This window comes from Arthrobacter sp. J156 (genome assembly GCF_056172865.1).
The window spans coordinates 3,220,768-3,239,598 of the sequence record NZ_CM149650.1; the positions used below are offsets into that span (position 1 = coordinate 3,220,768).

14 protein-coding genes are annotated in these 18,831 nt (G+C 70.5%); 4 read left to right on the forward strand and 10 right to left on the reverse strand.

Going from position 1 to position 18,831, the window contains the following annotated elements:
- Nucleotides 1–30 precede the first annotated feature (30 nt).
- The 5 genes from AC0QR5_RS14980 to AC0QR5_RS15000 form a co-directional block, all read right to left on the reverse strand.
- Nucleotides 31–2,547, reverse strand: coding sequence for a S8 family peptidase (locus tag AC0QR5_RS14980; protein WP_329862582.1), 2,517 nt, complete (start codon nucleotides 2,545–2,547; stop codon nucleotides 31–33).
- Nucleotides 2,547–3,524 carry an AAA family ATPase gene (locus tag AC0QR5_RS14985; RefSeq protein WP_329862580.1) on the reverse strand — a complete coding sequence of 326 codons (978 nt, stop codon included), beginning with the start codon at nucleotides 3,522–3,524 and terminating at the stop codon, nucleotides 2,547–2,549. The genes AC0QR5_RS14980 and AC0QR5_RS14985 overlap by 1 nt, the downstream gene beginning before the upstream one ends.
- Before the next feature lie 1,414 nt (nucleotides 3,525–4,938).
- Nucleotides 4,939–5,496, reverse strand: coding sequence for a hypothetical protein (locus AC0QR5_RS14990; protein WP_329862578.1), 558 nt, complete (start codon nucleotides 5,494–5,496; stop codon nucleotides 4,939–4,941).
- Nucleotides 5,493–6,104, reverse strand: a complete 612-nt coding sequence (locus AC0QR5_RS14995) for a hypothetical protein (protein ID WP_329862576.1) — start codon at nucleotides 6,102–6,104, stop codon at nucleotides 5,493–5,495. Before AC0QR5_RS14995 ends, AC0QR5_RS14990 begins: the two co-directional genes overlap by 4 nt.
- Before the next feature lie 32 nt (nucleotides 6,105–6,136).
- Nucleotides 6,137–6,970 carry a hypothetical protein gene (locus AC0QR5_RS15000; RefSeq protein ID WP_329862574.1) on the reverse strand — a complete coding sequence of 278 codons (834 nt, stop codon included), beginning with the start codon at nucleotides 6,968–6,970 and terminating at the stop codon, nucleotides 6,137–6,139.
- A 202-nt stretch (nucleotides 6,971–7,172) separates the two neighbouring features.
- Here AC0QR5_RS15000 and AC0QR5_RS15005 point away from each other — a divergent pair, with 202 nt between their 5' ends.
- Entirely contained in the window at nucleotides 7,173–8,159 is a 987-nt protein-coding gene (locus AC0QR5_RS15005) for an aldo/keto reductase (RefSeq protein WP_329862572.1), read from the forward strand.
- Nucleotides 8,160–8,248: 89 nt separating this feature from the next.
- Here AC0QR5_RS15005 and AC0QR5_RS15010 read toward each other — a convergent pair whose 3' ends face one another.
- The 5 genes from AC0QR5_RS15010 to AC0QR5_RS15030 all read right to left on the reverse strand — a co-directional run bounded on the left by AC0QR5_RS15010 (nucleotide 8,249) and on the right by AC0QR5_RS15030 (nucleotide 15,048).
- Nucleotides 8,249–10,084, reverse strand: coding sequence for an FAD-dependent oxidoreductase (locus tag AC0QR5_RS15010; protein ID WP_329862570.1), 1,836 nt, complete (start codon nucleotides 10,082–10,084; stop codon nucleotides 8,249–8,251).
- On the reverse strand, nucleotides 10,081–10,953 hold the full coding sequence (locus AC0QR5_RS15015) for a sugar phosphate isomerase/epimerase family protein (RefSeq protein ID WP_329862568.1): 873 nt from the start codon (nucleotides 10,951–10,953) through the stop codon (nucleotides 10,081–10,083). The genes AC0QR5_RS15010 and AC0QR5_RS15015 overlap by 4 nt, the downstream gene beginning before the upstream one ends.
- Nucleotides 10,950–12,188 carry a Gfo/Idh/MocA family protein gene (locus tag AC0QR5_RS15020; RefSeq protein ID WP_329862566.1) on the reverse strand — a complete coding sequence of 413 codons (1,239 nt, stop codon included), beginning with the start codon at nucleotides 12,186–12,188 and terminating at the stop codon, nucleotides 10,950–10,952. The genes AC0QR5_RS15015 and AC0QR5_RS15020 overlap by 4 nt, the downstream gene beginning before the upstream one ends.
- 104 nt (nucleotides 12,189–12,292) lie before the next feature.
- A complete protein-coding gene (locus AC0QR5_RS15025) occupies nucleotides 12,293–13,093 on the reverse strand; it encodes an IclR family transcriptional regulator (RefSeq protein WP_329862564.1) in 801 nt (266 codons plus the stop codon).
- A gap of 56 nt (nucleotides 13,094–13,149) precedes the next feature.
- Nucleotides 13,150–15,048, reverse strand: a complete 1,899-nt coding sequence (locus tag AC0QR5_RS15030) for an FAD-binding monooxygenase (RefSeq protein ID WP_329862562.1) — start codon at nucleotides 15,046–15,048, stop codon at nucleotides 13,150–13,152.
- Nucleotides 15,049–15,388: 340 nt separating this feature from the next.
- Here AC0QR5_RS15030 and AC0QR5_RS15035 point away from each other — a divergent pair, with 340 nt between their 5' ends.
- The 3 genes from AC0QR5_RS15035 (at nucleotide 15,389) to AC0QR5_RS15045 (ending at nucleotide 18,828) form a co-directional block, all read left to right on the forward strand.
- On the forward strand, nucleotides 15,389–16,261 hold the full coding sequence (locus AC0QR5_RS15035; protein ID WP_329862560.1) for a universal stress protein: 873 nt from the start codon (nucleotides 15,389–15,391) through the stop codon (nucleotides 16,259–16,261).
- 167 nt (nucleotides 16,262–16,428) lie between these two features.
- On the forward strand, nucleotides 16,429–17,784 hold the full coding sequence (locus tag AC0QR5_RS15040) for a hemolysin family protein (RefSeq protein ID WP_329862558.1): 1,356 nt from the start codon (nucleotides 16,429–16,431) through the stop codon (nucleotides 17,782–17,784).
- On the forward strand, nucleotides 17,785–18,828 hold the full coding sequence (locus tag AC0QR5_RS15045; protein WP_329862557.1) for a hemolysin family protein: 1,044 nt from the start codon (nucleotides 17,785–17,787) through the stop codon (nucleotides 18,826–18,828). It abuts the gene before it with no gap.
- Nucleotides 18,829–18,831 lie beyond the last annotated feature (3 nt).

The following is an 18,831-nucleotide window of genomic DNA, read 5'->3' on the forward strand; positions in this document are numbered from 1 at the left end:
CGCGCAAAGCGACGTGCGCAGCAACCAGGCTTATCCCTGGGGCTGGATTGTGACTCTGGCACGAACCTGAGCCCGCACCTGGCTGTACACGTCGACATTGAGTGCCGGCGCGACCCAGAGGGAGAGCGCGACAGCGAAATCAACCCGCTCGCCGAGTAGCCCGCCGGCCTGCTCGTAGCACTTGACCCGCACCTTCATGTTCGATCCCTGCCCGGATGCGAACGTGCTCTGCAACTCCCACGACTGGCGTTGCAGGGTTGTCGCTCCGCGCGTTGTGGCGTCTGAGCTGAGTCCTGTCGGTGTTCCGAGCTTCGGAATCGCTCCCTCCGGCTTGACGAAGGACAGTGCCGCCTTCCGGTACTGCCGATGCCGCCAGTTGACGGGCGTGAGCCATGCGAGGGTCGCTTCGATGCGTTTGGCTTCGCGTACGTTGAGACCGTCGGGTAGCGGGAAGAGCAGTTCTTGTTCCTCGTTTGCGCCGATCGACCCGATGAAGAGCACAACGGCCTCGTTCGTGGCGCAGCCGTCTGCGTAATCGCGTGTCGCGGCGCCGTTCCCGAAGGTGTTCTCGCCAGGGACCGGGTCATGTTCCGAATGGTCGGGGGCTGCTGCTCCGTGCGCCAGCAGTGCTTTGATCGCGGATGCTCGTTGTCGTGTGCTGATGGACACCCCGGTGGTGATGTCGGAGACCACGTCGTGGAGACGCGCTGCTCTTCTGGCGACGAGTGCCGCAGCCGGGCTCGTGCCCGCGATGTGTGTCTCTCGGAACTGACTCGGGGTTGCGACGCGGATGCCTGGTCCAAGTGCCGAGAGACCAGCGAACGAGATCGTGTCCTGGGCGGTGATGCCGTCTCGAAAGAACACGCGGCCGCCGTTGGCTGCGAGGTCAGGTTTGACGCTTCGACGGTATCCGCTGCCGGTTGGGGATATGGGGCTGATGGCGGGAAGCCCATCGGTGGGATCGACGGCGTATCCCAGCGGATCGACTCTCGACGCGTCGCCGTGAATCGCGCCGACGCTGATCGCGTTCACCGATTCGGCGGGGGCAAGGAGTCGGCGCTTGTTCTGCTGACGGGCAATCGCGTCGAGGATCGCGCGTCGTCGGTCATCGCCTTGAAGGCCGGCGATCTCAGTGGAGGATGCCGGGCTGAGTACGAGATTCTGGTGATTGCCTGCTGAGACGATGATGAGCACGCCGTACTGGTAGCTGAGCCAGTCGATGATGCGTGCCCACGACGACAGAATGGTTTCGAATGGTGCGGCCGGGTCACCCACCGAGATGTTGACGATCGCGATCGTCTCGCCCGCTGCTGGCCGCGAGTCTGTCCCATCGAACAGTTCCCGGAACGCCCGCCACATCAGATCCGGCACGAGCTCCTCGGCAGGAAGCTCCTCGATCCTGTTCTCGGTATCGTCGGCAGGGGTCAGGATCGGGCGCACGAGTACCGGTCGCACCGCGGGGGCCTCGCCGAGGCCGCGGTCTCCCCAGACCGCCACCGACGACATCCACGTGCCGTGTCGCAGTTCATCGACGGTCGCCTTTTCGAGCAGGTCGTCGGGATCGTAAACTTCCACGCGGCCACGCAGCAGCGGGTGGTTCGCCGCAGGCGCTCCATCAAGTAGGCAGAGAACCGGATCACCCGTGGGCAGGTCGCCATCGATCTGTCCCTGTGCTTCGGTGGGCGGGCCGACGACAGGCAAGGCTTGCCCCGAAACGCGCAGATACATGACGTTCGCGGAACGGACGACACGAACCGCATCGTGGTTCCCAGACGCCAAATCGCGCAATACCTGATTCGGCACGGCGCACTTGAGCCCGTGATAGCCGATCTGGTCAATGATCGCGGATGCAGTGACTTGACCGCCGGCCTGTTCGACCAGGGCGGTCACCTCCTGCTGACTCTGTCGCCGCTTCTGATCACTCCGGCGATACCACAGCTCGATCTCGATACTCTGTGGGCGGTCATCAATGTGCCCGGCGAAGTACTCGTCCCAGTCGATGGCCCGCAGTCGATCTTGCGGCCCCCACGGTCGGAGGTCTTTCAAGTGGGCGAAGAGTTCCCGAAGCTTCGAATAGCCGTAAGGAAGACCATCCGTAGCTCTCCACATACGCCAGAGCGAAAGCAGATTGTCGAACGCCGTCTGGTTAGCGCACACCGCATGCAGGCATGAACCGATGTATGGGTTTCGTGGTTCATCGCTGACGAGTTCGAACTCATCGGTGGGCGTGATCGCGCTTTCAGCCTCGATGAGGATTTCGATGCCAAGGCTGGCGGCCACAGCAGATAAATCGATCTGCTCATCGAGCGCTTCGAACACGAGCACGAGTTGAGGGTCGGCAGCATGGATCGAATCCGAAATCTGGACCTGATCGCCGATCGCAGCTATCGCCTCATCAAAACGTGCGTCGATCCGCCGCGAGCGCTCCTCCGGATCGGTGAACCGCGCTCGCCCACCGCCGCCACGCCGCCCTGGAATCGTGCGCGGTGAGGTAACCCGTCCCAGAATGACTGGTCGCTCGGTTGAGGCCTGATTCTCCGGAGGCATTACTCCTCGCTAACGTGGGCGCGACTGGACCACTGCTTGAGCAGTTGCTGCACGACCGTCGTCGAGTCGGGCTCCGGCCCGGAGAGGATGGATCGCCGCTGCACGTCTAGGGCAAACTCTTCGAGTTCAGCGAAGCTGACCCGGCCGAGACGGTCGGCAATCGTCCGCGGAGAGAGCCCCAGGCTCACCCCGCTCCGCGCCGACCATGCTTGCAGCCACTCGACCTTTCCGGCCCGTGTGGGGTTCGGCAGGTCGAGTCGAAGTTGCATGCGCCGCCAGACTGCGCGATCCAGAAGCTCGGCATGATTGGTGGCGGCGATGACGATGACGTGACTCGGAAGCCGGTCTACTTGCAGCAGCAATGAACTCACGACCCGCTTGATCTCGCCGGTCTCGTGAGTGTCGCCACGTTCTTTGGCGACAACATCGAACTCATCGAAGAAGAGCACGCACGGCCTGACCCTCACCGCGTCGAACAACGTCTCCATACGGGACGCGGTCTCACCGAGGAAACTGCCGATGAGGCCTTCGTAGCGAACGCTCAACAATGGGACAGCCAACTCGGTCGCGACCGCCTCAGCCAGTGAGGTCTTACCGCCGCCGGGTGGCCCGACGAACAGGAGGCGATGACGTGGCTCGACACCGTGACTGCGCAGAAGATCACGGCGGTGATGCTCTTCGATGAGCTGACTGACTGCTTGGCGAGCCTCGACGGGAAGAACCAACTCCGACAGTCGCCGCTCGGGTTCCTGCTCGTAGAACAGCCCGCGAGCAGCGTCATTCGGCGCGAGTGAGGTGACGTTGGCGGCCGGGGTGGACCGCCGTGTGCGCAGTGCGTCAGTCAGCTGCGAGGCAAGCACATTGTGCTTCTTGTTCTCTTCCTCGGCGATGAGAGCCTCGGCCGCACGTCGGAAGGCGAGGTCGTCGCCTCCGGCACCGGACTGAACGAGAGCCAAGAGCAGGTCTCCACGTGCCATGCCTCACTCTCCTCCGCGTTCGTTCAGTCGACATTCTTGATCTATCGTACCGAGCACCCATGGGTGACCGTCCGTGTGCCGCGCCGTCGGACGGGTCGGTCGTCATCATCAAAACCGTGTGCCCTGCCGGAGTGTCACTACGCCGAGGCGTTGGGTCACGTCCGGTAACGATAACGGAGGCATCCGACGCTCGAAGCCAACGTCCGTGATGACGTCGCCCAAACCGTCAAACGCTGATGACGCGGAGCCCGCGAGGGCGGATCGTCCCGCCGCACGCGACTAACGCGGCACGTACCGCCTCGTGGCTGATAGAGATCCGTTCAGGGATCTGCGCCAAGGTCATCCCGTCCCTGTACAGACAGGCCGTTTTCTGGCGTGTCTGTTTGGACAGGGCCGGTGTGCGGGTATCCAGTCTTGCCCTGCGCGCCATCTCCCACGTCGTCCCGCGATGTACCCCGAACCTCACCGTCAGCTCCTTCACAGGCACTCCAGCGGCGTAGGCAGTGAGCAAGTCACGGCGATTCGAGGCACTCAGACGGGTTTTGGACTGACGCGTTTCCTCTACGACCGGACCACGCTGATCCGCCCGCTGAACCCGCCCGAGACACCGCCCACGCGGTCGCGAGCCCCGGAGAACACGGGAAATCAGCGTTCCGAGTGACTTGCTCCGGTGCCAGCGGCCATTAAGAATTGCCCACGGGCGGCCAATGGGTTGCCCGGTGATGGCCACCGCGATTGCCCGTGAGCGGCCACCAATACTGCGGTGGGCCGGCCGTCTGTGGGCAGGCTACCCTCGAGCCAGAGGCCACGCTTTCCCATTCGGACCGAGAAGCCGGCGTCTGGTTATCCAAGCCCTGACCCATTGCCGGTATGCGGCCTGAGCGTCCTGCCGAAATGAGTACACGACCGTGAAAACGGGGACAACGAGGCTGATATGGGCCATTGGAGTGCTCGCACTTCCCAGTTCGAGCCTTCGGTTGCGAACGTTGGACGGCGGTAGCTGGACCGAGTGGTCTTGACGGTTTTCGGCCCTCACGCGAGCGCGTTTTGGCTGGCCGCCGGGGGGCACTTTTCCTGGCCGTGACCGCGCACATCTCGTGGCCGACCTGGGGCACCGGGCCGGCCGCCTGTGAGCAATTTCCAATGGCCGCTGACACCCGAATCCCGCATCGAGAGGCCAGCTGTTCCTCGAGGCCCTGCAAATGGCATCCGCGTGTTGTTCACCACGTGCAACGCGCTTGCATGGCACGCGGCGATTGCTTTGCTGCAGATCGCTGGTGCTGCGGAATGCGGGAACAACGCGGATGCTCGCGCTGCCCAAGGCGTGGCCAGCCTCAGACTTCTCAGACGCTGCCGGGCGCCCATTGCCGTTGGCGCGGCAATGAACCCCATGGCCGCTTGCGCTTGGAAGCGCTCACGGAATCCGCGTGATGTTCACCGGCGGAGGCGGCGGTGCTCCCAGCCGGAAATGCGGATTGGGCACGAGGTGCGGGTTGCGCTGAACCACGGCGTTGGCCGCGGACAAGATGATGGTCTGCATGTTCGTCAACCGCTGCACCTGCGTCGTCGGATTCTGGAACGGCAGGTTCGTGGGCGGCCGCCAGTGGAGCGGCCGGTGGATGGGCGCCGCCGGCGGGGACGGCGGGTTGAAGAGCGATGACCGGCCCGTGGGCAACCCGGGAATCGAGCGGTTCGGGAGCGGACCCGGCAACGGGATCCGCGGCGTGGCCGGCGGCGGTTGGTACACGCGGGACGACTGGCGGAACGGCTGCGGGACGGCCGGCGGAGGATTCCGGTGCTGGGGACGCGGCGCCGGGTACGTGACGCTGAAGAGCCCCTCCTTCGGGGGCTTGCCGGCCACGCCGATCCCGAACGGACCCAGGGTGGTGATGTTCTTCGGCTCGGGGTAGCCCGGGAACTCGTAGCGGAGCCCCGACGGCGGCTTCGGCTGCCACTGCCCGGCGCCGCTCATGGCTCCTCCCCGGGTCCCTCGGCACCGCCGGCGCCCGGCGCGCCGCCGCCCTCGGCGTTCTGCTCCTCGACCTCGGCCCGCAGGACGTCGTCGACCAGCGCGATGTTCAGGTCCACCGCGTCCGCGGCCCCCTCAAGCTGCTCCACGCCGATCCCGCGCGCGTCGAGGAACGCGCGCACCGGCGCGTCCACGAGCGAGATGGGCAGATCGGCCGCGTTCTGCAGCCAGTGCGCGAACGCCTGCCGCAGCGGTTCCTCCAGCCCCCGCGGATCGGCGACCATGCCCAGCAACTCTTGCCGCATCTGCTCCGCGTGGGCGCGCAGCATGCGCTGGACCAGCCCGCCGTGGCGCTCCTGGACGGCCCCGGCCACCTGGGCGAGGACCGCCGCCGCGGCACCGGCGGCGCCGGGATCGAAGCCGTGCCGGCGCAGGACGTGGCGTACGACGACGGAGCGTTCGTCCGCGTCGTCGCCCGCCCGGGCGAGGTCCTCCGGGGAGAGCACGCCGGCGCCGTCGAGCGCGGCGACGGCCGCGCGGGAGGTGGGCGCGTCGCCGGAGATGGCCTGAACATGGGAGCGCGGGGCCGCGTCCGGCGTCGTCCCCCCCACCGCGACCGGAGCCGACCGCGCACTACCGCCGCTCAGGCGACGCCCTCATGCCACGTGCGCCGCGTCTCGAGGAACCAGAAGGTCGTGAACACGCCGATCTCGATCCACTCCACCACGAACACGGCCTGCTTCAGGCCCAACGCCGTCAGGATGAGCACCGCCGGGATGCCGAGGACCATGATCGTCAGCAGCACGGCATAGCTGCGCCGCCGGCCGCCGCTCGTGTCCACGGCGCTCAGCGGGCCGGGCCCCAAGTGGCTCGCGATGGCCACCCCCATGCTGGCGATGAGCAGCAGGGTCGCCGCCAAGTGCACGCCGGCGAACTCGTTGCCCTCCACCGTCCGCCAGAGAAGCAGCACCACGAATCCCGCCAGGAACACGAAGCTGGCGATCGTCAGGATCCGCGTCCACGGATCCCTCAGGAGACGTGCCGGCGCCCAGCCCGTGGTCCGGAAATCGAGCCAGGCGAAGACCGCGGCGACCACGAGTACAGCCACGACGGCGACCTGGATGGAGCGGATCAGTTCCAAGCGCTCGTCCGGCTCGAGCCCGCCGAGCGTCTCGCCGAGCCGCGTGGGGACGAAGGCCACGAACATGGCGTAGAAGCCGGCGAAGTTCAGGGCGTAGTCCTCCAGCGGCGAAGACCCCTTGTAGACCACGAGCAGGACGCCCGTGGCCACGAGCATCGCCACGAACAGGTCCCGGGCGGGGCCCAGGTAGTAGGAGCTGATGGACTCCTCGATGGTCCCCGTCCACCAGGCGTAGACGGCGATCGCGACGAGCAGCAGGAGCGGGACCACGAGGAGCATGAGGCGCAGGTACCGCAGGGTGTCCCGGGCCTGATGCGTCTCTGAAGAGGTTGCCATGCTCGATTGTCCGCCCGAAACCCCGGGCTGACCAGAGACGCAGCCGAGGCGGGCGGGACCGCGGAGCCGGGCTCCGCCGTCGTCCTCGCCCAGAGGGGCCCTGCCGGTACCCGGGACGGCAGGGACTCCCGCGGGGACCGCGGCCGGCGTTGACTGGAGGCAGCCGCCGGCCCGGTCCGGCGAACCGACGGAAGGAACCACCATGCACACCAGGACGCTTGGACAAGGACTGCGGGTCTCCGCGATCGGCCTCGGGGCCATGGGCATGTCGATGTCCTACGGCCCCAACCCCGGGGACCGGCAGGACATGATCGGCGTGCTCCGCCACGCCGTGGAGCAGGGCGTGACGTTCATCGACACCGCCGAGGTCTACGGGCCCTACGTCAACGAGGAGCTCGTGGGCGAGGCGATCGCCCCGCTCCGCGAGCAGGTCGTGGTCGCCACCAAGTTCGGTTGGGACATCGTCGACGGGCAGATGCGCGGCACCGACTCCCGGCCCGAGCAGATCCGCCGCGTCGCCGAGGGCTCCCTGCAGCGGCTCGGCGTCGAGGCGATCGACCTCTTCTACCAGCACCGCGTGGACCCGGACGTGCCCATCGAGGACGTCGCCGGGGCCGTGGGCGAGCTCGTGGCCGAGGGCAAGGTCAAGCACTTCGGGCTCTCCGAGGCCGGGCCCGCGACCATCCGCCGCGCCCACGCCGTCTTCCCCGTGACCGCGGTCCAAAGCGAGTACTCGCTCTGGACGCGGGACCCGGAGCGCGGCGTGCTGCAGGCGTGCGGGGAGCTCGGGATCGGTTTCGTGCCCTTCAGCCCGCTCGGCAAGGGCTTCTTCACCGGGACCGTCGCCGCCGACGCCGTGTTCGGGGCCGGCGAGATCCGCGGACGCGTGCCCCGCTTCGAGGCGGAGAACCTCGCCGCCAACCAGGCGCTCATCGACCACGTCCGCGCGCTCGCCGACGGGCTCGGCGCGCAGCCCGCGCAAGTGGCCCTCGCGTGGTTGCTCGCCCAGCGCCCCTTCATCGTCCCCATCCCGGGCACGCGCCGGCGCTCCCGGATCGACGAGAACGCCGGCGCCGCGTCGCTGCGCCTCTCCGCGGACGACGTCGCCTCGCTCGACGCGCTCGTCGACACCGTCGGCGTCGCGGGGGAGCGCTACGACGCCTCCGGGATGAGGATGGTGGGCCTGTAGGGAACCGCGGGACGGAGGACGACGGCGGGGCCCGGGCCGCGCGGTCACCCCCGGCACGTGCCGGGAAGGGGCGCCGTGCGCGAGGCGCGTCAGCGGCGGACGGCGGCCCCGGCGTCGTCCTCGTAGTCCGTGGCACCGGCGAGGTCCCGCCCCGCGACGTAGCCGAAGGCGAGCGCCGGGCCCAGGTTGATGCCGCCGGCGGGGTAGTGCCCGCCCATGACGGAGGCCTGGTCGTTGCCCGCGGCGTAGAGGCCGCGGATCGGCCGGCCCTGCGCGTCGAGCACGCGGGCCCGGGCGTCGACGTCGATCCCGGCGAAGGTGCCGAAGCTGCCGGGGACCACCTTCACCGCGTAGAACGGGCCCTTCTCGATCGGGGCGAGCGAGGGGTTCGGGCCGTTCCCCGGGTCCCCGCCGTAGCGGTTGAACTCCGTCTCCCCGCGCCCGAAGTCCGGGTCCTCGCCCCGCCGGGCGTTGGCGTTGAACCGCTCCACGGTGCCGCGCAGCCCGGCCGGATCGATGCCGCACGCCGCGGCCAGCTCCTCGAGCGTCCGGCCGGTCTTGAGGTAGCCCGAGCGCACGTACGGCCACAGCGGCACGGGGCGCGGCTTGGCCATCCCCAGCGGATACTTGCGGACGAACCGGGCGTCGGCGATCTGCCACGACTCCGCCGGCTCGCCGTCCGGGGTGGCCTTCAGCAGCGCGTCCACGTAGTCGTGGTAGCCGTTGGCCTCGTTCACGAAGCGCTTCCCGTCCCGGCGCACGCCGAGGGAGCCGGGCTTCGCACGGTCCATGATGTGCGGGAAGGTCCCTTGGCGGCCGTTGGCATGCGGCACCAGGGAGACCGGGCACCACGCGGCCGGCGAGGCCACGTCCGTCTTGAAGCGGCCCCCTGCCGCCAGAGCCAGGTCCAGGCCGTCGCCGCTGGCCTCCCGCGGGGCGAGCGTCCAGTGTTCCCGCCCGGTGGGCGTGTGGGGGAACAGCTCGCGGCGGCGTTCGGCGTCCTGGGGGAACCCGCCCGTGGCCAGCACCACGCCGCGCGCCGCGTTGATCCGGGACCGCCCGGAGGGCCCCTCGACCTCGGCCCCGACGACGCGGCCGTCCGCGTCCGTGAGGAGCCGGAGCGCCGGGGTGGAGACGCGGATCTCCACCCCGAGATCGTCGGCGGACTTCATGAGGCGCCCGGTCAGCGCGGTCCCGTTGACGAGCTGCATGTTGCGCCGGTGCACGGCCAGGTCGAACAGGTGCGGCAGGAAGCGCTTGGCCGCGTGGATCAGGCCCGGGATGCTGCCGCGGGAGGCGGAGAGGAACTTCGTCAGGTCCGGCCCCGCCATGATCCCCATGCCCAGGAACGAGGTCTCGTAGAGCTGGTGGCGCATCCTGGCGCGCAGCTCCGGGCGGATGGAGCGGGCGTTGAACGGGGCGGGGCCCACGGAGCGGTGGCCGGTGCCGGCGCCCGGGGTGTTGCCGTAGATGTCCCGGATCTTCGCGCCCGGCGTGAACTGCAGCGAGGTCTTGCCGTGGAAGAAGCCGACCATGTGCGGGACGGCCTCGAGGAACGCGTCGACGCGCTCGGCGTCGTACTCCTTGCCCAGCCGGTGGCGCAGGTAGGTGCGGAACTCCTCGCGGTCCTCGTCGACGCCGTCGGCCTTCGCCAGCGGGTTGCCGGGGGTCCACGCCCAGCCGCCGGACCAGGAGGTGGCGCCGCCGCAGACCTCGGCCTTCTCCACCACGAGCACCTTCAGCCCGTGGTAGGCGGCGGTGACGGCGGCGGACAGCCCTCCGGCCCCGGAACCGACCACCAGGACGTCGACGTCCTGGCCCTCGGGACGGGTGACGGGACCGGTGTCGGAACCGACGTCGGGGCCGGCGTCGGAGGTCGAGCCGGAACCGGCGTCGGGGGTCGGCGAGGCGGGGACATCGCTCATCGGGTGGGCTCCGTGGTGTGGTGGTCGGGTGTGGAGGCGCGCAGCGCGTCCGCTGCCTCGAGGACCCGTTCGGCCGCGTCCCGGAGCGTCCGGACCCACGCGGCCTCGCCGACGCGCGCCACGGTCGCATCCGACGGCGTCTCGACGCTCACCGGCACGCCCGCGGGCAGCGCCGCGACGATCTCCTCGATCCGGAAGCCGCCCAGCCCCGGGACCCCGCGCTCGGAGCGGGATTCCGTCACGAGCCCGTCGCGGTCGGCGGGGCGCACGGCGGGACCGTCGCAGATCTGGAGCAGGGGGACCAGATCCGCATGCTCGCGCAGTTCGTCGAGCGTGCCGCCGAAGCGCCGGAAATGCAGCGTGTCCACGACGATCCGGCATCCGGCCGCGCGGGCCAGCTCCGCGGCGTCGGGGATCGAGTGCACCGCCTGGTAGGAGATCGGCTCGAGCATGGGCGTGATCCCGTGGTCGCGTCCGTCCGCGGCCATCCGGGCCAGGTTCTCGGCGAGGCGGGAGCGGTCCGGATCGCTCGCGGCGACCGTGAGCCCGGTGGCACCGAGGGCCGCGCCGGCCTCCATCATCCGCAGCCACGCCTCCCGCTGCTCGCTGCCGTCCAGGAGCAGGAACTCGATGTCGCGGACCGTGACCCCGGTGTCCCGCATCCGGGCCAGCGTCTCGGCGAACAGCGGGGATCCGGGCTGCATCTCGTAGGCCCGCTCGGCGGCGGTGACGGGACGGACGCGGGCGCCGATGAAGTCGAATCCGGCGTCGGCCGCGAGCCGGACGAGGTCCGGCGGCGCGGTGCCGCCGAGCGAGAGCTGGGCGAGCCCCAGCGCGGGCCGGGAGCCGCCGGCGGGGAACGGGATCACGGAGTTCCCCCGGAGTGGACGACGGCGGTCGGCGGCGCGGGGGCCGCCGTGCCGGGCGTCGGGGCCGGGTCTTCGCCGCCCTCGGCGACGTTCGCGGCCGCGACGGTGGCGACATGAGCGGTGACCTGGGTCGGGGCGACCGGCCCGTCCGACGGGAACGGGGCGAAGCGGACCGGCGCCCCGGTACGCGCGGACTCGTAGACGGCCAGCAGGATGCGCAGGGCGTTGACGGCGTCGCGACCGGTGACGGCGGGGTCGTCGCCGCGCGAGACGGCGTCCACGAACTCGCGGATCTGGGCGGCATGGTACGGAGCCAGCCCGGCATGGATCGCGGACAGCCCGGCGTTCGGCTCGGCTCCGGCCGGATGCGCGGGGGAGGAACCGACCACGCCGTCGGCGGCGTGGAGGGTGACGCGCCCCGCGCTGCCTTCCGGGAACTCGGTGAGCTCGACCGTCGCCCCAGTCGAACCGGTGATCCGGACCTGCGCCCCGAGCGCCGGCGAGGCGGCGGTCGAGGCCGAGAGCGTGGCCAGGGCGCCGGAGGTGAACGTGATGACGGCGCTGGCCGAGTCCTCCACCTCGATGTCCGCCCCGTGCTTGAAGGTGTTGACGGCGCCGTGGACCTCGGCGACGTCGCCCAGGTACCACTGGAGGAGGTCGATGTAGTGCACGGCCTGCGTCATGAGGACCCCTCCACCGTCCGTGGCCCAGGTGCCGCGCCACGCGTCCGTCGAGTAGTACTCCGGGTCCCGGTGCAGCAGCACGGACGCGTGCCCGAGCACGGGTGTGCCCAGGGTGCCGTCGTCGATCGCGGCGCGCACGCGCTGGGACGCTGGCCAGAACCGGCGCTGGAACAGGACGCCGAGCCGGACGCCGGCGGCGTCGCAGGCCCGGACCATGCGCTCGGCGGAGGCCAGGTCGACGGCGATCGGCTTCTCGCACAACACGTGCGTTCCCGCGGCCGCCGCCGCGAGGACGGCTTCCTCGTGGGCCGGGTGCGGCGTGCAGACGGAGACGAGGTCGAGCCCGAGGCCGAGCAGCTCGTCGAGGGAGCGGACGGCCGCGGGTACGCCCCACTCCGCGGCGGTGGACTCGGCCCGGCCGAGGTCGATGTCGCAGACCCCGACGACCTCCACGGAGTCGAGTTCGGCGAAGGCCTGGAGGTGGTTGCGGCTGATCTTGCCGCAGCCGGCGATGCCGACGCGGAGCGCGCGGCCGGGGTGCTGCTGGTTCACGGGTTGCCTCTCGGGAGCCGGGTGGTGTGGCTTCCACGGTAGGAGCCCCCGGCTCGGGCTTGGACAGGCGTTCCATTGAACGGAAGAGGTGATCTCCGCGAGGTTCAGGGGGCGGGGCGGAGCCAGGGCCTCGGCCCCTCGCCCCGGCGCGAGGATCCCATGGACCGGGACAGCGAGCGCGCGCCGGCGATCAGGACGGGCAGGACCAGCTGCGGGTTGTCCTCGGCCAGGGGGACGACGACGGTGATCGCCCCGATCACCTCGTTCCCGGGACCGAACACCGGAGCCGCGTATCCCGCGTTCTCCTCGACCAGGACCCCGGGGAGCCGGACGACGCCGCGTTCCCGGATCTGTGCCAGATGCGCCCGGATCCGCGCGGGATCGGTCTCCGTCGCCGGCGTCGTCCGCTCCAGCTCCCCGGCCAGGAACCGCTCCTGGACCTCCCAGGGGGCGTGGGCCAGCATGGCGAGCCCGGCGGAGGTCGTGTGCATGCCGAGCCGGCCGGCGACCTCGGCCACGTCCACGGCGCTGCCGTGCCGGTCCAGCCGCTCGAGGTAGAGGACCGTGAAGTCCTCGAAGCGCGGCACGGAGAGCCAGACGTGTTGCCGCACGGCGGCGTGGACGCCCTCGAGGACGGGGCGGCCCGTGCGGCGGAACCGCTCGGCGGAGGTCGAGCGGGCGGCGAGCTCCCACAGCCGGATGCCGATCCCGAAGCGTCCCTCCGGGTCCCTCTCCAGGTATCCGGCCGCCTGCAGTTCGCCGGCCAGCCGGTGCGTCGTGCTGACGGGCAGTCCGGCCACGCGGGAGAGCTCGCCGAGGGTCAGCAGGGGGGAGCCGTCCTCGAAGGCCCCGAGGATCCTGGTGATGCGGTCGAGGACGGATTCCCCGGACGACGAATTCGCCATGCTTCCGGTCCTCCCCTCGGCTGTCGCGCGGTCCGCCGTCGTCCTCCTGGGTCCTCCTACGCCTGGGCGGTGGCCCGCTCGCCGCGGACGCCCGCGAAGAACGCGCCGAGCTCGCCGGTCGCGGTCAGCGGCAGGACGGTGGCCACGTACTGGTCCGGGCGGACCACCACCACGACGCCGGCGCGGTCCAGCTGCCGCTCGTCGAAGATGTCCGCGGCGGGGTCCACGCCGTAGACCTTGTTCAGGTCCGTCAGCCGGAACGGGCCGACCTCCGGCTTGAAGGCCCGCGGGACCGCGTTGATGTCGATCTCGGTGTGCGGGTGCTGGTAGATCACGCGCGCGTCGAACCAGGCGTCGTCGTCCCCGCCGGCGGGCTGCGCCGCGAGCGGCGACTCCGGGGAAGAGGCCAGCCACTCGCCGAGGGCGTCCGTGGGGGAGCCCGTGCCCGGCAGTGCGGGATCGGCGAAGACGTAGATGCGCCAGCGCCCGTCCGCCTTGGCCTGGTGGCCCAGGTGCAGCGGGTTGGTGTCGCTCACCCGCACGGCGCGGGCGGACTTGAAGCGCTTGCCCACCGGGAAGCCCGCGGCCAGCTCCTGCTGCTCCGCGCCGCCGACGATCATCGACGGCGTGTACTCCGTCATGAACCCGGCCGGGAACTCCGCCGTCCGGACGTAGAAGTCCTCCAGCTCCGAGGGGCTGGAGAACTCCTCCGGCTTCTTGGCCATCATCGTGGACCACGTCTTGTCGAAGTCGATCAGGTTCTTCGCGACCACTTGGCGCTCGGCCGAATAGGTGGACAGCAGCGAGGCGGGGCTGCGCCCCTCCAGCACGTGGCCGAGCTTCCAGGCGATGTTGAAGCCGTCCTGCATGGACACGTTCATGCCCTGGCCGGCCTTCGCCGAGTGGGTGTGGCACGCGTCGCCCGTGATGAACACGCGCGGCGTGCGGTCGCCGAGCTCCTCCGGCAGGACGTCGTCGAAGCGGTCCGTGAGGCGGTGGCCCACCTCGTAGACGCTGTGCCACGCGACGTTGCGGACGTCGAGGGTGTAGGGGGACAGGATGGCGTTGGCCTGCGCGATGATCTGCTCGATCGTGGTCTTGCGGACGTTGCCGGCGTCGTCCGCCGGGACCTCGCCGAGGTCCACGTACATGCGGAACAGGTGCCCGCCCTCGCGCGGGATCAGCAGGATGGAGCCGCCGTCGTGGGACTGGATGGCGCACTTGAGGCGGATGTCCGGGAAATCGGTGGACGCGACGACGTCCATGACGCCCCACGCGTGGTTGGCGGCGTCGCCCGCCAGGGTGCAGCCGATCGAGGAGCGGACCCGGCTGCGGGCGCCGTCCGCGCCGATCACGTACTTCGCGTGCACCGTGCGCTCCGCGCCCTCCTGGGCGCCGGCGGTGTGCTTGAGCGTGACGGCCACGGGGAACTCGCCGTCGCCGACCGTCAGGCCGACGAATTCGTAGCCGTAGTCGGGCGTGATGCGGGCGGGCGAGTTGGCGGCGAACTCCGCGAAGTAGTCCAGGACCCGCGCCTGGTTCACGATCAGGTGCGGGAATTCGCTGATGCCGTGGGGATCGTCCTGGGCGCGGGCGGAGCGGACGATCCGCGACGGGTCCCGCGGGTCCGGCTTCCAGAAGGCCATCTCCGTGATCTGGTACGCCTCCGCGGTGATGCGCTCGGCGAAGCCGAACGCCTGGAACGTCTCGACGCTGCGGGCCTGGATGCCGTCCGCCTGGCCGATCGCGAGCCGGCCCGGGCGGCGCTCGACGAGCCGCGTGGTGACGGAGGGGAACTGGGCGAGCTGGGCCGCGGCCAGCATTCCGGCGGGGCCGGAGCCCACGATCAGGACGTCGATCTGCTCCGGGAGCTCGGCGGGGCGGTCGACGCCGGTGCCGGCCGCCGGCTCGATGCGCGGATCGCCGGAAACGTAACCGTGGTGGTGGAACTGCACGGGCTGTCCTCACTTCATTGTGCTGCCGCTGCGGGCTAGTGGTGTTCGATAATAGAACTTGAGATTCGATAATCGAACAAACTGTTATCGACGACTGTACGGCAGGTATGACGCGCGTTACAAGGGGCGCCCGCGCATAAATGTGGTGCGGCCGACGGCGGGCACTCGCCGCCGCGGAAACGCTTCAGCGAGTTCACGTCGTCTCGGCGAGGCCACGGGGTAGACCCCGCGCAGTCGCCAACAGCCCGCGGTTTCGCCGAGACGACGTGAACTGGGCGGGCCCCGCGGTTGGTTCGTTGCCGCCCTTCCCGGCGCCCGTGCCGCCACGTACCGTTGGACCATGGCCGCCATACTCGTCGCCTTCGATGGCTCGGACAGCGGGAACGCGGCGTTCCGCTGGGCCGTCGACGAGGCCGCGCTCCGCGGCTGGGGGCTCTGCCTCGTCGCCGTCGCCGAACCCGTCCCCGTCACGAATGCGCGCGTCGACGCCCAGTATCAGCGCCGGATGTCCGAACAGGCAGGGGCCCGGCTCGCCGAGGCGGCTGCCCGCGCCGAGGGGCGCGGCGTCCCGACCGAGGTCCACGTCCTCAGCGGCCACGTCGCCGACGCCCTGCGCGACCTCTCGCGGACCTTCCACCTCGCCGCGGTCGGCCGCACGGGCGCCTCCGGGCTCGGCCAGCGGGTCTTCGGCAGCCTCTCCCAGGCCCTGTCCACGCACGCCCACTGCTCGACCGTCGTCGTACCGGCCGACTGGGCCGGGCCCGGACCGGGGGCCGGTGGCCGCGTCGTCGCCGCCGTGCGGGCATCCGGCGACGGCCACGTCGCGGAGGCCGCCGCCGAGGCCGCCTCGGCGCGCGCCCGCCCCCTGCTCCTGCTCACCGCGGAGCGCAGGCCCGCCGCACAGTCCGGAGAGGACGACGGCGGGGCCGCGCCTTCCGGGGCCGCCCCCGCACAGGGCGCGGGGAGCGACGGGCCGTCGTTGGCCCGCGCGTTGCGGGAGCGCTACCCGGGGCTCGAGCTCTCGGTCGAATCGGCCGCCGGCCCGGCGGCCCGGGCCGTGGCGGGCGCGGTCGGGGCGGGCGACCTGCTCGTCGTCGGATCCCGCGGGCACGTGGGGCTCGCCGGGCTCGTGCTCGGCTCCGTCAGCCAGCCGCTGGTGCGGGACGCGCCATGCCCGGTGATGGTGGTCTCCGGGGCGTTGCGGATTTCATGACCCGGCTGGAACAATGGGCTCAGCCCGCCGCCTTTCGCGGCGGGCGGTCGTCTGCCGATTTTCTTGAGAGGAACCATGTCTACCCCTGGTGACAGACCGGGGCACAGTCCGTGCCCCCCGCCGCAGCGCATCCATGTGAACGAGCGCCATGGTGGGGGGTGTAGCAATTGGAACTGATCTCCATCCTGATCGGCCTGCTCCTCATCATGGCGTGCGGCCTCTTCGTGGCCGCTGAGTTCTCCCTCATCACGGTCAACCGGAACACGGTGCGCGAGGCCGCCGAATCCGGGGACAAACGCGCGGCCGGCGTCCTCAAGGGCATGAACACGCTCTCCACGCAGCTCTCGGGCGCCCAGCTGGGCATCACGCTGACCAACCTCGGCATCGGCTTCCTCGCCGAACCGGCGATCGCCGCCCTCGTCGTCGGCCCGCTCGAGGACGCCGGCCTTCCCGCGGCGGCCGCCCGGACGGTGTCCATCACGATCGCCCTGGTCCTCGCGACCCTGCTCACCATGGTCTTCGGGGAACTGGTCCCGAAGAACCTCGCCATCGCCCGCCCGCTCGCCACGGCCCGCGCCGTCGTCGGCTTCCAGCGGGGCTTCAGCACGGCCACCGGCCCCCTGCTACGGTTCTTCAACGGCACGGCCAACAAGCTGGTCCGCGCCCTCGGCGTCGAGCCCCAGGAGGAGCTCGCCTCGGCGCGATCGGCCGAGGAGCTGGCCGTCCTCGTCCAGCATTCGGCCCGCCAGGGCGTGCTCCCCGAGCAGACCGCCGATCTGGTCCAGCGCTCCTTCGCGTTCGGGACCCGGCGGGGCCACGACGCCATGACGCCCAGGACGCGCATCGTGTCCCTCGCCCCCGGCGACTCGGTGCGGGACCTCCTGGCCACCGCCGCGCGGACCGGGCACTCGCGGTTCCCCGTCATCGAGCCCGGATCCCACGAAGTCGCCGGGACGGTGCACGTCCGGCATGGCCTGGCCGTGCCCTTCCCCGATCGGGGCGGCCGGACCGTCGCCGACGTCATGGACGCGCCGATCCTGATGCCCGACACGGTGGAGCTCGACGACCTCATGGACTCGCTGCGGTCCGGCGGGCTGCAGATGGCCGTACTGATCGACGAGACCGGCGACGTCGCAGGGCTGATCACCCTCGAGGACCTCGTGGAGGAACTCGTGGGCGAGGTCGTCGACGAACACGATCCCGACGACGGCACGAGCCGGCGCCTGCCGGACGGTGCCTGGAGCCTGGAGGGCGCCCTGCGCCCGGACGAGGCCTCGGAAGTCATCGGGCACGCCGTTCCCGAGAGCCCCGAGTACGACACGCTGGCGGGGCTGGTGACGATGCTGCTGGGCCGCCTCGCGGAGCCCGGTGACACGGTGGGGCTGACCACGGAGGGGGACCACCGGTATCCGGCGGCCCGCCTGGAGCTCGAGGTCGAAACCATGGAAGGAGCCAGGATCTCGCGGGTCCGGGCCACGGCTTCCAGCCTCGAAGAAGCCAACGACGTCGGAGGGGAGCTCTAGATGGACGTCATGGGAATCGTGCTCACGGTGGTCCTCCTGGCCGCCAACTTCTTCTTCGTCGGAGCCGAGTTCGCGCTCATCGCGGCCCGGCGCAGCCTCATCGAGCCCAAGGCACGCGAGGGCGGTCGGGCCGCCAGGATGACCCTGTGGGCCATCGAGAACGTCTCGCTGATGATGGCCGGCGCCCAGCTGGGCATCACCGTCTGCTCCCTGGCCCTGGGATACGTCACCAAGCCCATGGTCGTGTACGCGCTCAAGGGGCCCTTTGACAGCTGGGGAATCCCCGAGGGGTGGATCGATCCGATCGCCTACGCGATCGCCCTGAGCCTGGTCACCTACCTGCACGTGGTGCTCGGAGAAATGGTGCCCAAGAACATCGCGCTCGCCGGTCCGGAACGCATGGCACTGGTCCTCGGCCCGGCCCTCGTGGTCGTCGTGAAGGTCCTGCAGCCCGTCCTCTGGTCCATGAACGGGATCGGCAACGCCATCCTGCGCCTGTTCAAGGTCGAGCCCAAGAACGAGGTCTCCAGCACGTTCACGCGCGACGAGGTCGCCGGCCTCGTGCAGGAATCCCGGCAGGGCGGCCTCCTGGACCAGCAGGACGAGAGGCTCCTGCTCGGCGCCCTCACCTTCGAGGAACGGTCCGTCGAGGGGATCATCATCCCGCTGGACCGGGTCGTCACGGTACCCGACGACGCGACGCCCGCGCAGATCGAGGAGCTCGCGGCCCGCAGCTTCTCCCGCTTTCCCTTGCGGGGCGCCGACGGTGCGCTGGCTGGCTACGTGCACATCAAGGACCTCCTGGGGCTGGATCCGGACAGCAGGGACGCCCCGGTTCCGCCCGGGGTCGTCCGGCCGCTGCCGCGCGTGGGACGCGAGGACGCCCTGCGGGGTTCGCTGCAGCGGATGCAGGAGGGCGGAGCCCACCTGGCGCTCGTCGTGGATGCGTCCGGGACCCCCTGCGGCGTGGTGACGCTGGAGGACATGCTGGAAGAGCTCGTGGGCCAGATCCGCGACGACAGCCGGAGCATCCACCAGGCGTAGCCA

Coding starts and splice junctions, on each gene's coding strand:
- AC0QR5_RS14980 (WP_329862582.1), bottom strand. CDS start 2,547: ATGCCTCCGGAGAATCAGGCCTCAACCGAGCGACCAGTCATTCTGGGA.
- AC0QR5_RS14985 (WP_329862580.1), bottom strand. CDS start 3,524: ATGGCACGTGGAGACCTGCTCTTGGCTCTCGTTCAGTCCGGTGCCGGA.
- AC0QR5_RS14990 (WP_329862578.1), bottom strand. CDS start 5,496: ATGAGCGGCGCCGGGCAGTGGCAGCCGAAGCCGCCGTCGGGGCTCCGC.
- AC0QR5_RS15000 (WP_329862574.1), bottom strand. CDS start 6,970: ATGGCAACCTCTTCAGAGACGCATCAGGCCCGGGACACCCTGCGGTAC.
- AC0QR5_RS15005 (WP_329862572.1), top strand. CDS start 7,173: ATGCACACCAGGACGCTTGGACAAGGACTGCGGGTCTCCGCGATCGGC.
- AC0QR5_RS15010 (WP_329862570.1), bottom strand. CDS start 10,084: ATGAGCGATGTCCCCGCCTCGCCGACCCCCGACGCCGGTTCCGGCTCG.
- AC0QR5_RS15025 (WP_329862564.1), bottom strand. CDS start 13,093: ATGGCGAATTCGTCGTCCGGGGAATCCGTCCTCGACCGCATCACCAGG.
- AC0QR5_RS15035 (WP_329862560.1), top strand. CDS start 15,389: ATGGCCGCCATACTCGTCGCCTTCGATGGCTCGGACAGCGGGAACGCG.
- AC0QR5_RS15045 (WP_329862557.1), top strand. CDS start 17,785: ATGGACGTCATGGGAATCGTGCTCACGGTGGTCCTCCTGGCCGCCAAC.